Origin of the sequence: Reichenbachiella agarivorans, assembly GCF_025502585.1 — a bacterium.
GTDB lineage: Bacteria > Bacteroidota > Bacteroidia > Cytophagales > Cyclobacteriaceae > Reichenbachiella > Reichenbachiella agarivorans.
Map to the genome: position 1 here is coordinate 4,184,831 of NZ_CP106679.1, position 15,940 is coordinate 4,200,770.

The window sequence follows — 15,940 nt, forward strand, 5'->3', positions numbered from 1 at the left end:
GAAACTCAGTCTAATAGAAATCATCGCTGATTTATCCTTGTATCATCAATCAGGGAATGGAAATACAACCTCCCTATAAACTATACTAAAATGAAAAAGTTAATCTATACAACTCTACTCACCATCCTGTATATTCCTCTAATGGCACAATATCAATTCTTAGGAGGGTTCAATGAACTCGGAGTGCCTGACTATTTAGATGAAAGAGACGTAGTTTCCAAGCAACTACTCGACGACATTGATGCCTCCCTCCCAGAGAGCAAGCCGGTACCTTTGTTCAATCCACACCTGATCTCCTCAGGATATGACAATGACATCCAACTATTGGATAGTGCTGATGTATGGGTGACATTCGTCAAAGAAGGTGCTGGATATAGAAATGTATTGGGATTCTATAGCTATGATCTCAGTGCTCCCTACTTGTCCACTCCATCCAAAGAAGATATTACGATTATTTTCCCTAATGTGTCTGGAGAAGGTTCTGGTGGCGGATTGGTAGCGGGTGATAAAGTAAAAATTGGAACCTTTTCTGCTAATACCGGCATAGGTTGGGTACTCATCGCTAATGGATACCTTGACAATCAAGTAACTGATGGCTCTTGGGTACTATATTCCAACCCCAACTTTAATCCAGAAAGCAAAAAGTCAGATCGCTACCATAATGTCTTACTCAATGATCCAGAAGAAGATTTGATCATTCTTGGTTTTGAGGATATACGCAGAGATTACGCTAGCTGCGATCAGGATTTCAATGACGCCATATTCTATGTGACTGCCAACCCTATCGAAGCGATTGCGAGAAACAATATAGCAGAAATCGTGGATAGCAAAAGTGTCAGCTCGGGCAATGATGGTGGACTAGAAAGCAATGGTGACTTGGCCTCTGCCATCGCCCAACGCCAACTCAACCGTGTCAAAAACAATAACAGAAACAATGTCAGAACCAGACAAATGACCATGTCTGCTCATATGCGCAGTGCACGAACCAATGGATCACATGTCTACCTGCCTACCACAGGATTTACAGGACAAGAAGAAGTGAGGGTCTCAAGTCCAGAAGATCTAATAGGCTTGACCAATGCAGAAGAAGTCTTTGCTACAGACTATTATTTGACAGAGCAAAGAGTAGCTGCCGCACTACTTACTAAAACCAGTTCTTCGGTATACAACCATTCCAAAAACGTCTGTGACAGGCTCAATGGAGGCAGCATCGAAGATTTGCGTTCGGTAGAAGTCAAAGGACATCAAGTGATCTTTGCCAAGATCAACACTGACAGTACTACTTCCGAATATGCTTCTTGGTTCTCTGTTCAAAACAATGGTGAATCGTACAAACTATATAGCCTATGGAATATCGATAACTACCCAGAAGGTGATTACCTCAATTTTCAAGTATGGGGTGCTAGTCCTGCACAGGTTTTTCATACGCTCAACTATATTTTGAATCAGCTGGAGTCAGAAAAGACCGTTCAGTCAAACGAGCAAGGAACACAAATCCCGAAAGTATTGGTCAAAAGAGGCAATTACAGCCAAGGAAGACTTACGCTGGAAATCACAAACCCTCAGCAAGTAAAGCAAATAGAAGTAACTGGAAATATCCGATCAACAGAGAATAGCAGCTATACTGTCTACAAAGAAAGCATTGCCTTGAGTGGGAACTATACCGAAAGCATCAGCATAGACATGGGAGGCCTCTTCGATGCAGGTATCTCTGTTCAGGTACCCAACGAGACTGCATTTGATGCACTGTATCTTGCAGATGGAGCATGGGGCACGGACTACAACCCTCTCTACTCTAGCATCGATGAGTTCTCCGTCGCAACCACCGAAAACCCCACATGGGACAGCAGTCAGTACATACTCGAACGAAACATTCAAGTAAGTGGTAGAAGCTCAGATGTGGTCAACATTTTTAGAAATACTATGGCAGGTCATGGCTCTCTAGAGATATCTCAATTTAGTTCCTTGTCCTTTGACATAGACAGCAACACACCCCTAGAGGTGGTATTGATTGAAAATAATCTCTCAGATTGGTCACAGCGCCTGAGAACCACAGTTGCCAGTACTGATGGAATCGACCAAGTAGTCTTGCCATTGGATGAATTTACCAGAGGAGAAGCAACCAACACTATGTCAATCGGCACCATTCAGTCCGTTGTTTTCTCCTTCATCAACACGCGTGGCGAGGAACAAAGTTTCGAATTTGAGATCAGCAATCTTCGCTTTGGCAATGAGCAAGTAGTCATGTCCATCGGTACCGAAAGCCATTCGAAAGAATTCATGATGTACCCCAATCCGACAAATGGACAGGTCAACTTAGAGTTTTCGGAGCAAACCAGTGGGCAGGTGAGTGTCTTCGATATGAGTGGACGTTTGATGCAGCATCAGCACATGAGCCTTACGAGCAAAAGCAGTCTGGATTTGACCTTACAAACAGGTTTGTATTGGATAGTGGTAGATGGCTCGATGGGTCGACAGTCTCGCATGTTAAAAATATACTAGCAGTTGGTTAGTTAATTGGTGGATGGCCTCTCTGATTATATCAGAGAGGCCCTATTCATTATAGCCAACCATAATTAAGATCATAGCCCTAACAGGACTCGTCAAACCACAGGGTAAATGAGCAAATACTGAGCATTGAATGAAAATGTCCACCTACGTCCAAGATGAGTTCCTGCGCTAAAAGTACTCCATAGTCTGATTGTATTTTGTATACACCCTCCCCTATTAAGAAACCACATTCTTTGAATAGTATAAATAGAACTAAAGGAATCAGCAGGTATTTTTGAAGGTAAAAGCGCTGAATTAAGGTACTAAAGCAGATGAAACAAAGTAGATCAAATGATCATTCCTTTGAACACCTGTGTTTGACCGTCGGAACACAGGTGATTGAAGCTCCAAACACAGGTGATTGATCGAGCAAACACCTGTGTTTGATGAGGCCCTAAAAACACCCTCATACAGCTCAAAAACAGGATTTTCGTCAATAACCATCATTTACCTCGGTTACAAACCCAATGGTGATGTGAAAGGCTGAAAATTGTAAAACCCATTCATTCCCCACCTTGAATTAATACAATTTAGCTTGCAAAACAAACCCTAGATTCTCCTCTTGCTTCTACCCGCATTCCCTTGATAGAATGGAAATCGTAACGTGATCCTCAATTAGTTCCTTTAATCAATTCTTGTTAAGCTACTGCTGGATTTAATTCTTGGATTTCACCATTTTATTGAAAGACAATTATTAATCCTTGCCCGAATTTACAAATCCCTAATTGGAGAGCAAAAGAAGAGCCCATTGCGAATTCTTGCAATGGGCTCTTATAGCTTGCTCTAGATCTGTGAGGGATACCTCCCTTCATAAAAATAATCTTTTAGGACAATGTGTTTAATAATCAACTCTCAATTGAATTGAGATATCATGGGGCGCTGATTCGTTGCCCCCAAAGTAAGGATAGAGCATATAATAAACGCCCACATTACAGACACTGCCTCTATCTATGGACACAGATGGATATTGGTCCAATTTGAAGATGTACTGAGACTCGGTCACCTCAAGACTATAGTTGGAAGGTTCATTGAGGGCGACAGCCCCAATCAGCTGTGTGATTCTTGCTCCATCTACATAGCAGTAGGCGTGAACCTCCAACTGGTTATTGGTCCAGCACCACCCAAATCTGGCACTATTGTCATGATGCATGCTGTTGCAGTCTGAGAAACCAAAGAGCTTGTTGATGTCATATTGGTTTTCGGCTATTTCACATTGATATATCGCAGATTCGTCAAAGACGGCAGTGAAATCCAAATTGTCTGACTGTAGTGAAGATTGTCTATAGGTAGACCAATGCTCTCCTTTTTTGATGGTGTAAGTTTCGTATGGTTCAACCCACTCCTGCTCACAAGCGACACAAAAAAGCAGCAGTGTACATATCGATAGTAGTATAGATCGGTTCATAATTTTAAGGTTATAGGGTCCAAGAAAATTTAGTGTTGATGGCTGCTTCGGTGGCACGTATGCCCAAACCCAAAGCAAATGATAAGTGTTTTGAGACTTTGACTTCTGTCTCCACCGATGGCGTCACTATGACGAAGCGTCTGTTAATTACTCCAGCTCTAAGCACACCGCTCAACATGATTTTATTGCATTGGGTGATTGGAACAGATACTGCTATTCCAGTAAACTCATATTCAGAATTACTTGTCTCATTTAGGTTAGGTAGGTTTTTCTGATAAAAACCACCAATACCCATTTTATTTTTAAAACGATAACTTACTTCAGTACCTGTCTGTACTCCCATCACGGCTTTTTCGATCGTAGCACTTACCCTGAGTGATTGTGCTCTACTACATTGGGCTACCAGAATAAAGAGAATAATAGTGATGGCAAGTTTCAGTATCTGCTTCATGGCTTTTGTCTTTTTTAGTTAGATTTATAATCCAAAAGTTGACAAAAACAGACACTATTATAAGCCGTAAATGTTGTAATTTAGGTTTTAGGTGATTTCAGTAAGAAACGACTTTATGTGTAAAAACAGCTCTGTAGTCAATGTAGTAAGCCTTTATGACGTACAGGCCTTGATTACAACTCAGTAAAACCATTCTTAATAGCAAACTTGATTAACTCAACAGTATTTTTTAGTCCTAGTTTTTCCATGATATGGCTCTTGTGTGAATCTACTGTGCGCGGGCTAATAAACAGCTTCTCTGAAATTTCAATATTACCCATGCCCTGGCAAACTAATGTGAGTACTTCTTCCTCTCGCTTGCCCAATTTACCCGAACCAGCCACAACTGAGCTGTTATTGGTTTTCTTTTTGTAGTAATTCTTAAAGATTGCTTCTGATACTTTGGAGTCAAAATATTCTTCTCCCTCATATACTCTGTTGATGGCTTTGATCAGTACGTCTTTTCTTACATCTTTAGGGAGATACCCAGACACGCCATATTCCAGTGCTTCTGAAATAAACTCTTCTGATATCTCCATAGACATTAGAATAATTTTTGTTTCTGGAGCCGTCTCTTTTATTTTTTTGAGCGCTTCTATTCCTGTCATTTCTGGCATCATGATATCCATCAATACAACATCTGGTAGATGATGCTCTACACGGATAATCGCTTCTAGTCCGTTGACCGCTTCTGCCACGATATTGATATTGTCTTCATATCTGAGCATGGCGTGGATCCCATCACGAATGAGTCCATGATCATCAGCAATTACTAATTGTATTTTCTTCATTTGTCGTTAGATTTTCATATGGTATATTAATAGATATAGCAGTTCCTTCGTTTGGTTTTGACCATAAATCCAAGTAGCCATATAGTACTTTGGCTCTTTGTCTTAGGTTGGTCAATCCATTTCCTTGTTTCGTTTTAGGGTCATTCAAATCAAAGCCTATCCCATTGTCTTTGATGACAATGGACAAACTATCTCGTTCCTCTTTGATGGTCACCAATCCGGCAGTAGCTTTCGAATATTTAAGCATATTATTGATAGACTCCTGAACCATCCTATAAATGCTGCGCCTTGCATTTTCACTGAATTGTACATCTTTGGTACAATATTCCAAATTAATCTTTAGTCCCAGTAAATCATGAGCCTGCGTACATAACTCCATGATTGCCTTCTCCAAACCCAACTCGTCCAATATCTTCGTTGACAAATTGCGTGTGATTCTTCTTGCCTCATCAATGGTCATCTCCAGTGTTTTGTGAATTTTATCATGCTGCTCCGCTTTGTGCTCTTCAGGCATACCTTCCATAGCGGACAAGTTAAACTTGGTGGCAGCTAATAGCTGACCGATACCATCATGAACCTCACGGGCAATCCTCGCCCGTTCCATTTCTTGTCCTTCAATCAAGGCACTATCCATTTCCTGCTTGTCAGTGATATCCTCGATCGTCCCAAACAAATGCTCCGGTTGATCTGTCTTGTCCTTTTTAAATCGGCCTATGGCACGGAGCGTTTTTATTTTTCCATTGGGTAGCAGAACCCTATGTTCAATATCATAGCTATTACAATCAGACAATGCATCAAATATCTTGTTGCGTGTCAACTCTCTATCGGATGGATGAATCCTTTCAATGTAATTGTCAAAGCTGGCCCATATGCCACTGGGTTTTAAATCTAGTATGGTTCTAAACTGATCCGTACAATGCAGTACATTTTGTGAAATACTCCAATCAAAACTACCAATATTAGCGATTGCTTGAGCCTCATCCAGTAATTCCCTCTTCATTAATAAGCGCTGATGAATATTTTTATGTTCTGTGATATCTTGAACAGTTCCTATTATTTTGTCTACCACGTTTGACTCATTGATGACTACCTTGCCTTTGATGCGAACCCAAACAATTCCACTCTCTGCCTGTACTACCCTATGTTCTATATCTATATTTTCTCCTTCGAGAATGGCATTTTGCAATGCAGACAAAAATTCGTCTTGATCATCTGGATGACATTTATTGATAAAAACACTGTAGTGCCAAGTACGCTTAGACAATGACAAATCAAAAATTTTCATCATTCCAATAGATCCAGTTATGAGCTCCCCTGCTACCGTAAACTCCCAGCTACCAATTCCAGCTATGTTTTCTGCCTCTAATAATAATGCTTCGCTTTGCTTTAACTCTTCTTCTGCATTAACACTAAGGGTTATATCTCTACATGCCCCCACTATTCCTATTATGTTTTTTGATTCATTAAAAAAGGGTGCATTGTGACTGTCATAATAAGTTACCCTTCCGTTTTGTCTCTCATATGAAAGAATGGAGCTAACATTTTCTTGTTTTTCAAAAATTTCATCATCTATATTACTGATCTGTTTGGCAAGAGATTGATCCATGAAATCCTTATCTCTTTTACCTACTATGTCCTTTTCTTTGACTGAAAATGTCTTCTCAAAGGCCTTATTCACCATTACATACCTACCCATTTTATCTTTTAGATATATTATATCTGTAATCGTCTCCATAAGGGTTTCAAACAACTGGTTTTTTTCCTTGAGTTGCCTTTTTATATTGACTTGTTCAGTTACGTCTTCAAATGTCCCAATAAAAACATTCTCTCCCAAAGTATTTTGATGTGGGATACATGTGAAATTGATATAGCGATCCTTCTTATTGTTTTGAATTATAATAGACCTGCTGTTAGTAGGGTGCTCCTCTTTTAACCATTGTTTAAGTGCCATTTTTTCTCGAGTGTCCAACAAATCAAATAAGGAAGGCGATTTTTGCATGATGCACTCTGTGATTCGAAACAAATACTTCCCAAATTCATTAATAGACAATATCTGACCTTCTAGGCTTAATTCACTTATTCCAATAGGAGCGAACTGAAATAACTGTCGTTGGTGTTCTTTTAACTTCCTAAGTTCTTCTTTGGTTTGTAGGTCTTGTTCACGCTTTCTCAAATCAGACAAAGCTCGTTTAACTACTATAGGCAATCTTGGTAAATTATCTTTAAGCACAAAATCAGTAGCTCCCATTTTCAACAAATCCACTGCTTTTTCTTCGCCTAATGTACCTGTCACAATGATAAATGGTATTTCAGACTTGAAAGCAATGGCATCTTGAAGCGCTTCCATACCGGTATATGAAGGTAAATTATAATCAGATATGATTAGATCAGGTTTGAACTCACGTAAACTTTGATTAAAATCCTTTTGGTTATCAGTAATATATACCTCCATTTTTATCCCTTCTTTTGATAAACTGCGTTTGATCAGATCTACCTCAAAAGGGACATCTTCTAATATTAAGAAGCGATATTTATTATGGTTTAAATTGGTTGATTCCATAACTAATCCTTATTCAATAGTTCGGTTAGTCAAAGTCCAGTACAAGCCTATCTGTTTACATATCTCAGAGAAAGCATCGTATTTCACAGGTTTTACGATATAGCTATTAACCCCTAATTCATAGCATCTATTCAGATCTTTTTCATGATTAGAAGAAGTCATTACTACTATGGGAATGTTTTTGGTAATAGGGTTAGATTTTAATAATTCTAACACTTCAATCCCATTGATCTTTGGTATGTTTAGATCCAGTAATACAAGTTTTGGTTTCGCATAATTCTTGTCGTTCACAACACAATCTTCACCAAGGAAGAAATTCCTAGCTTCTTCTCCATCTTTTAACCAAATGAGCTTATTAGCTAAGTGACTTTTCTTTAAAGCACGGATAGTCAATTCGGCCTCAAAGTGATTATCCTCCACAAGTACTATTTCAATATCATCAATGTTTTCTATCATGCCTGTCTGTTTTAGTTGGTTACTTTTTTAGAGAAAAATAGAATATAGATCCTTTGTTTAGAGTACTCTCAGCCCAGATATTTCCTCCATGCTTTTCGACGATACGTTTGCATAATGCTAATCCTATTCCTGTCCCTTCAAATTCATCTTGTGCATGTAGTCTCTGAAAAACCGCAAATACTTTTTCATAATACCTCATATCGAACCCTACCCCATAGTCGTTAAAACTCAATTGAATCTGATTATCAAGATCTTTCCATGCTATGTCGATTCTCTTGGTTCTAGATGTGCCACTATATTTAAAAGCATTACTCAAAATATTGATTACTACTTGCTTGATCATATTTCGATCAGCATATAGTTTTGGGATTCCTTCACTCACATTGATTTCAAATTGACTGATATCACATATAGATCGCATATAACCAAGGCATTCTTCAACCAATTGTCCTCCATCCATCTCCACTTTTCTCAATTCAGTCTTGCTTAGTTTAGAAAAAGACAACAGCTCCTCAATCAAATGATTCATATTAGAAGCATTCTTTATGATATTGAAAAGTAAACGATTACCCTCCTCATCTAACTTACTCCCATACTCGTCTTTCAAGATTCCTGCATAACCATTAATTATTCTCAACGGTGCTCTCAAATCATGTGAAACTGAATATGAAAATTGATCAAGTTCCATGTTTTGAGATTTTAGCTTCTCATTTAGTTCTATTATAGGTGTCAAATTGTTGTGTGCTCCAAGCATACGTATGGCTTTTCCGTTCTGATCACGAATAGCTAACCCTCTACATCTGATCCATACTATGCCACCATTTTTATGTCTGTACCTCACTACTTGATCATAAGGATGCAACGGATCTTCTAAATGTTTATGAAAATTGGCGATGGCTAGTTCTAGATCACTTTGATCAATTATATCTTGCCAAGCAGATGCTAAATGAGGTTTTTCGGCAGGATCATAACCCAATTCAGTCCAAAATTTGGCGCTCATCCACTCGTGCTCAGGACTCTCCAAGTCCCAAAACCATACCCCGTCTAACGATGACTCTTGAATAAAATCAAAAATGGTATCCTCCCTTTTCACCAACTCATACAATTCCTTCTTTAAATAGTTTTCCATCTTCTTACGCCTTTAAAATTTACCTGGAATACAAACACTCTCTTTTTATGAAAGTCTTCTTGGTAATTCTTAAATAATGAAAATGTGCTAATAATAAGACCTTTTAAGCTTTGGAGCTCGAACTCTAACCGTGGTTGGACAACCATGCGAGTAATAATGTTCTCTTCTAAAAATTGAAAATGTTTAATAAACATAGGAATGTTGATAATGTGAAACATACATTACTAATAATCCTCCCCGTCTAAATGCTGAAATCAATATAATTAAAAAAACATGAAACACAAACTACCTTTTAATAATAGAAAAACTAATACTACGCAGTTAATGAACTGACTATAATCAATCTTTCAAAGAGTTCATGGGTGGTTTCCCGATAAATAACATTACAGAAATCACCGATTACAATTGCTTGGCTAAGAATCTACTTTTGACTTAAGCAATTAAAAAAATAGAATCATGAACACGTCAATCGAATACTTTCAGCTCCCTGGTTTAATCAGCTCTGGATTTTTAATCATCGCCATACTGATCATGTTTAAAATCAATAGTTCTATGCACGGTGGACTATACAAAACCATTTGGTGGACTGCACTCATCTTATTGTTGTTGTTCACCTATTTCAATTTACTCATCACTGTACAAGTATTGTTGGAGTTTAACCTACAGCAAAGCCCAACCTTCAACTCTATGCAACTATGTGGTTCTGTTTTTTCCTTTGTAGTGGTCTTTGCGGGACTCAAAACAACCACAGATCTAAAAGTTACCAACATCTCCAAAAGATACTTGGACAAGGTAATGAAATCCATGAGTTCTTATTTAATTGTTACAGATTCCAATTTTCAAATTCAAAAAGTCAATGAGGCACTGTGCATAGAAATGGGCATAGATGAAAGCCAACTCAAAGGAACGAATGTTAGTTCTATATTTTTTGATTGCAACCTTGAAGAATTGGTTCAAAACTATTCAGAGCAATCTGAAGCCTACATCATGTCATACAATACTGAATTAAAATCCGTCATGCTAACTGGCGAGGTTATTTACAGAAACTCAAACGAGGTAGATGGTTATGTATTCATTGCATTCAACAACTACCAAAAAGAAATCACCAGACTGTACTCTTATTTTAGATCCATTTTTGATCACTCTGAATTTGCTATTATCACGACTGACCTTGATGGATCGATCACAGGAGCTAATCCAGCCGCAGAACGTTATTTCGAAAAAAGTGAAGAAGATATGGTCATGTGTATGACGCCAGAAGATTTGCACTGTACTGAATGTCTTGATGAGTTTGCTGAGCAACTAGGTAGCACAGATGAATCTGATGCCATGAGTATTCTACGAGGACATGTCAATGAAGGTAAAACTGTCAATCAAGAAATGCTCATGCGGAGAAAAAACAACACCCTCTTCCCAGCACTCATTACTATCAATGCAATCAAAGATGAAGGACAGACCATAGGATACTTTGAAATTATAGCCGACCTCACCGAAAAGAAAAAAGTAGAGGAAGAGCTACGAAAAGTAAACAAAGAATTGAAAGACTTTGCTCACATCGTTTCTCATGATTTGAAAGCACCACTTAGAGCTATCAGCTCACTATCTAGCTGGTTGCAAGAAGATTATGCAGAACAGCTAGGTACTGAAGGACAAGAGCAATTCAAGCTCATCAATAGCCGTGTGAGTAGAATGGAAAACCTCATCAACGGGATTTTGGAATACTCAAGAGTAGGTAGGATCAAAGAAGATGAAGCAACTGAGGACCTCAATGAGATAGTCAATGATGTCAAAGATGCCATTGTACCCAAAGAAAACTTTGAGGTAATAATTGAAGGTATCCTGCCAAGTCTCAATATTGATAGAACTAGAACACAACAGATCTTTCAGAATATCATCAGCAATGCAGTAAAATATATGGACAAAAGCCTAGGTAAGATTCAGGTTGCTTGCCAGCAAGACAACAACAACTGGACTTTCAGTATCAAAGACAACGGACCAGGTATTGAGAAACAATATTTTGAAAAAATCTTCCAAATATTTCAAACGCTAAGCCCGAGAGATGAATACGAAAGCACTGGAGTAGGTCTCGCTATCGTCAAAAAAAGTGTAGAACTCTATGGAGGTAAAGTATGGTTGGAATCCATCAAAAATCTTGGAACAACCTTCTTCTTCACAATTCCAAAAACATTTAATACATAAACCATTAGCCATGAAAACCACATTACCAATACTTCTAGTAGAAGATGACAAAGTAGATCAGATGACAGTCAAAAGAGGTCTATTCCATCTGAAAATGAAAAACGAATTGATTATCCGACAAAACGGTTTAGAAGCACTCGAATACCTAAATGATGAATCTAACCCAAGACCTGGCATCATATTGTTGGATCTCAACATGCCCAAAATGAATGGCATAGAGTTCCTGCAAGAGGTGAAAAAGAATTCTGCTCACAAACTAATCCCTGTAGTAGTGATGACTACCTCCACACAAGATCAGGATAGAGTAGACAGCTTTCAACAACATGCATCAGGATACATGGTTAAACCAGTGGATTACCCACAATTCCTAAATACACTAAAAACAATTTGTAGCTACTGGCTTACAAGCGAAATAGCCCATTACTAGAATCAATCATTCACTTCAAAACAAAATACCATGAAAACGAACATACTTTTAATCGAAGACGACAAAATTGACCAACTAGCATTCGAAAGATTCTGCAAAAGAAAAATGTCTGTCTACCACATAGATATTGCTGGATCAGTAGCCATTGCCAAGGTAAAACTCTCGCAAACTGAATATGACATTGTCATTACTGATTACCAATTGGGAGATGGAGATGCTTTTGATGTGATTTCTGAATGCATCAACAGTACTGTCATTTTCATCAGTGGCGCAGGCAACGAAGATGTAATCATAGACGCCATGAAAAGTGGAGCACAAGACTTTCTGATCAAAGACAGTTCACGCAATTATCTGAAGGTTCTGCCATTGATCATTGAAAAAGCCCTGCAACAAAGAGAGGATAAAAAAATACTAAGGACGGCCGAAAAGCAAATCAAACAGCTATCCTTGATCTCCCAAAAAACAACTAACCCTGTTATACTTTTTGACAAAGATCAAAACATAGAATGGGTCAATGATGCATATTTAGAAATAACCCAGTACACTAAAGATGAAATCATTGGACAACCAGCAGGTGTACTCCAGCGAGGTGCGAATCCTTTTGATGATGAAATAGTCATCAACAAAGTTGTCCGAAACAAAGGCTCACATTCTTTTGAATCCATTAATTACACTCGTTTTGGTACGCACTATTGGGCTCACAATTCTCTAACTCCAATATGTGATGATAATCATGATGTCACTCAATATATAATAGTACAAACAGACTTGACCCAGAAAAAAGAGATGGAAGAAGCTCTTATACACGCAAAAGAAAGTGCTATAAAATCCGAGCAAACCAAACAGAATTTCCTTGCCAATATGAGCCATGAAATTCGTACTCCTATGAACAGCATCATTGGATTTACAAAGCTTCTATCTAATACACAGCTCAACGTGACGCAGAAAAAATATTTAGAAGCCATCAATTGGTCCTCTAATCACCTACTCCGTCTTGTCAATGATATACTTGACATGAGCAAAATTGAATCAGGTAAAATACAATTCGAGAAGACAGTGTTTGATTTGAAACAACTCGTGGATTCATGCATGGAATCTTTTACACAACAAATCAGTGAAAAAGAGCTCAGTATAAAAATAGAAATAGATAAGGATATGCCTCAGTTCCTAGTAGGTGACCCGGTGAGAATTTATCAAATTCTCACCAACTTGATCAGCAACAGTATAAAATTCACTTCAAAAGGTAGTATAGCAATAAAAGTTTTTAAAAAGAAAGTAGACAAAAATGGATACAGAGTAGGGTTTGAAGTCTCCGATACGGGTATTGGTATTCCAGCAGATAGGCAAGATCATGTGTTCGATGTATTCACTCAAGCCAACTCTGACACGACGAGAAAATATGGGGGTACTGGTCTTGGTTTGCCTATCGTGAAACAATTGGTTGAGTTGCAGCAAGGAAATATCTTTTTGACAAGTAAAGAGGGGAAGGGTTCAAAATTCGAATTCTCTCTACTATTGAGTGAGGCAGAAAATATCGAAAATGTAATTCAATCCAATCAAAGCCAAAACATTGAAATCTGCAATAAAAAAATATTGATCGTTGAAGACCATGAAATGAATCAATTTTTGATCAAAGCCACTTTGGATGGACAAAATCTAGATTATGACATTGCTAAAAACGGGAAAGCTGCTATTGATCTACTCAAGAAGAAGGAATATGACCTTATATTGATGGATCTTCATATGCCAATAATGGACGGTATAAGGACAACGCAAATCATAAGGAATCTATACAACGAACCTATCAAGAATATTCCAATCATTGCAATGACAGCTAGTGCAATGAGTAGTGACCTTCATGACTGCATGAACTGCGGAATGAACGATTACATTTCCAAACCTTTCAAAACCGAGGAGCTGTTTTCTAAAATTGAAAAATGGTGTAACAACCCTATTATGGTAACAAAAAAAGCTTCTTAAATATCATATTAGTCTAAATAATATAATCATGATAAATCTTAATTATTTAAATACGCTCTTTCCTAATCAACCCCAAATTATAGAAACAGTCATTAGTCTTGCTATCTCTGAGTTTCCTCAATTCAAAAGAGATTTTAAGAGGTGTACCAAAAATGAAGACAAACATGGACTGAAAAAACTTGCGCACAAATGGCAATATACTGCTATGATATTAGGGATAGATGATATAAAACATAATTTGGAAAAATTTCGAGAATGTGAAAAATTTAAAGCAATCCAAATTGCACAATTATCTTCGGAGGTTATCAATCAACTTGAAGGTGTAGTAAAGGAGCTACATCACTTAAAATCAGCAGCTTGATAATTTACCGGTTATGCACTATGAGCGGCAAAGGATCATAGCCACGATTAGATTTTTGGCAGGGCAAGTCACTCTTTATCAACATTGGACTTGCAACAAAAAAGTGGACATCCCCTTGCAAAACTGGAGCTTGACCATACAACAACTAGCTATTAAATTTGGAGATAGATTATCATTAGAATTAGATCATAAACCTAATGAGTAAACAAAGAAGTCAGAGTTGGACTTGCAACAAAAAAGTGGACTGATCATACCTCAAAAAATGGGACAGTGAGTTTAGTTCAGAAATGACAACTAAATTTACTGATATGACACGTAAAAAGTATACATCCAAATTCAAGACGAAGGTGGTTCTAGAAGCCATAAAAGAGCAATCCACAGTAGCGGAGTTAGCACAGAAATATGAGCTTGCTCCACAGCAAATCAATATGTGGAAAAGGGAGTTTTTAGCCAATGCAGAAGGCGTTTTCGAGAAAAAAGGCAAGAGCAAGAAGTCTCAAGTCGAAGATGAACGTGATCAGTTGCTTAAAGTAATTGGCCAACTTAAAGTGGAAAATGATTTTTTAAACGACGCCTTGCGGTAAGGCCACTTCCTGAACGGCGATCATTAATTGAGTCTAGCCAAACAGTGCAAACTGCTGTCGCTACACCGTTCAGGGATATACTATAGGCCCAAAGAAGAATCTGAGTTGAACTTAATGCGCATGATGGACGAGCATTATCTGCACCATCCTTTTAAGGGAGCCGGCAGGATGCATACCTGGCTGACCAAAGACCAAGGAATGCAAGTGAGCAAGAATAGAGTCGAACGCCTCTATTACCGCGTGATGGGGCTACAAGCTGTGATGCCTGGCAAACACACGTCCAGACGTCATAAAGCCCATAAAGTATACCCATATCTGCTTCGTAACCTGACCGTGGAGCGCCCCAATCATGTCTGGGCAATGCCTGTCTGCCGACAGGCAGGGACATCACCTACATCCCAATGAAGAAAGGGTTTATGTATTTGACAGCCATTATTGACCTCTACAGTAGGTATGTGGTCAATTGGTCAGTATCTAACTCAATGGATGCGGATTGGTGCAGAAACTGCCTAGAAGAGGCTATAGAAACACATGAAAAGCCAGAAATCCTCAATACCGATCAAGGCTCACAGTTTACATCGGAGGTCTTCGCTAACTTCGTCTTGAGTCAGGACATCAAACTGAGTATGGACGGAAAAGGAAGGGCTATCGATAATGCCTTTATTGAGCGGTTGTGGAGAAGTGTAAAGTATGAAAAATTGTACCTCAATCCACTAAAGGACGGTATGGATCTGTACCTACTAATGGCAGAATACTTCAACTACTACAACATGGAAAGAAGGCATACAAGTATCAAGGATCAGAGGCCGTTTGATCTCTATCAAATCACCCAAAAACAGGTCGCCTAATGAGTAGATCATTTTTGGGTTTTATTGTTAATGAAAGGAATATTGAACACTATTGCAGAACTTAAAACCGAACAAACCCTGTCCTAACTATTGGGGTATGATCATAACTCCTACGAGCTTAACTTACTGTCTCTTCAAATGTAGCAAGTTCAACTGGTCA

The 15,940-nt window shown here is 38.3% G+C and carries 14 protein-coding genes; 8 read left to right on the top strand and 6 right to left on the bottom strand.

From position 1 onward, the window contains the following. The first annotated feature begins 90 nt into the window (after positions 1–90). Entirely contained in the window at positions 91–2,502 is a 2,412-nt protein-coding gene (locus tag N6H18_RS17325) for a DUF4114 domain-containing protein (protein ID WP_262309544.1), read from the top strand. Positions 2,503–3,388: 886 nt separating this feature from the next. Here the strand turns inward: N6H18_RS17325 and N6H18_RS17330 are convergent. The 6 genes from N6H18_RS17330 to N6H18_RS17355 form a co-directional block, all read right to left on the bottom strand. Further along, the gene (locus N6H18_RS17330) at positions 3,389–3,955 is read right to left on the bottom strand and encodes a hypothetical protein (RefSeq protein ID WP_262309545.1); all 567 of its coding nucleotides are present in this window, start codon (positions 3,953–3,955) and stop codon (positions 3,389–3,391) included. 10 nt (positions 3,956–3,965) lie between these two features. Next, positions 3,966–4,406, bottom strand: a complete 441-nt coding sequence (locus tag N6H18_RS17335) for a hypothetical protein (RefSeq protein ID WP_262309546.1) — start codon at positions 4,404–4,406, stop codon at positions 3,966–3,968. 173 nt (positions 4,407–4,579) lie between these two features. Then, positions 4,580–5,236 (bottom strand): response regulator transcription factor, encoded by a 657-nt coding sequence (locus N6H18_RS17340; RefSeq protein ID WP_262309547.1) that lies wholly within the window; start codon positions 5,234–5,236, stop codon positions 4,580–4,582. Continuing rightward, positions 5,208–7,796: a PAS domain-containing protein gene (locus tag N6H18_RS17345; protein ID WP_262309548.1), complete on the bottom strand. Its 2,589-nt coding sequence runs from the start codon at positions 7,794–7,796 to the stop codon at positions 5,208–5,210. The genes N6H18_RS17340 and N6H18_RS17345 overlap by 29 nt, the downstream gene beginning before the upstream one ends. A gap of 9 nt (positions 7,797–7,805) precedes the next feature. After that, entirely contained in the window at positions 7,806–8,252 is a 447-nt protein-coding gene (locus tag N6H18_RS17350) for a response regulator (RefSeq protein ID WP_262309549.1), read from the bottom strand. 19 nt (positions 8,253–8,271) lie between these two features. Beyond that, positions 8,272–9,381 carry a sensor histidine kinase gene (locus N6H18_RS17355; RefSeq protein ID WP_262309550.1) on the bottom strand — a complete coding sequence of 370 codons (1,110 nt, stop codon included), beginning with the start codon at positions 9,379–9,381 and terminating at the stop codon, positions 8,272–8,274. Positions 9,382–9,837: 456 nt separating this feature from the next. On the opposite strand from N6H18_RS17355, the gene N6H18_RS17360 reads away from it, so the two are divergent. From N6H18_RS17360 to N6H18_RS17385, 7 genes are all read left to right on the top strand, one after another. Beyond that, entirely contained in the window at positions 9,838–11,580 is a 1,743-nt protein-coding gene (locus N6H18_RS17360; protein ID WP_262309551.1) for an ATP-binding protein, read from the top strand. A 10-nt stretch (positions 11,581–11,590) separates the two neighbouring features. Then, on the top strand, positions 11,591–12,007 hold the full coding sequence (locus N6H18_RS17365) for a response regulator (protein ID WP_262309552.1): 417 nt from the start codon (positions 11,591–11,593) through the stop codon (positions 12,005–12,007). 30 nt (positions 12,008–12,037) lie between these two features. Then, entirely contained in the window at positions 12,038–13,987 is a 1,950-nt protein-coding gene (locus N6H18_RS17370) for a response regulator (RefSeq protein ID WP_262309553.1), read from the top strand. A gap of 28 nt (positions 13,988–14,015) precedes the next feature. Continuing rightward, on the top strand, positions 14,016–14,348 hold the full coding sequence (locus tag N6H18_RS17375) for a hypothetical protein (RefSeq protein WP_262309554.1): 333 nt from the start codon (positions 14,016–14,018) through the stop codon (positions 14,346–14,348). A gap of 308 nt (positions 14,349–14,656) precedes the next feature. Then, on the top strand, positions 14,657–14,932 hold the full coding sequence (locus tag N6H18_RS17380; RefSeq protein WP_262309555.1) for a transposase: 276 nt from the start codon (positions 14,657–14,659) through the stop codon (positions 14,930–14,932). 120 nt (positions 14,933–15,052) lie between these two features. Then, a complete protein-coding gene (locus tag N6H18_RS18815; protein WP_407692830.1) occupies positions 15,053–15,337 on the top strand; it encodes an IS3 family transposase in 285 nt (94 codons plus the stop codon). Further along, on the top strand, positions 15,328–15,780 hold the full coding sequence (locus tag N6H18_RS17385; protein WP_262311629.1) for a DDE-type integrase/transposase/recombinase: 453 nt from the start codon (positions 15,328–15,330) through the stop codon (positions 15,778–15,780). The genes N6H18_RS18815 and N6H18_RS17385 overlap by 10 nt, the downstream gene beginning before the upstream one ends. Positions 15,781–15,940: the final 160 nt, after the last annotated feature.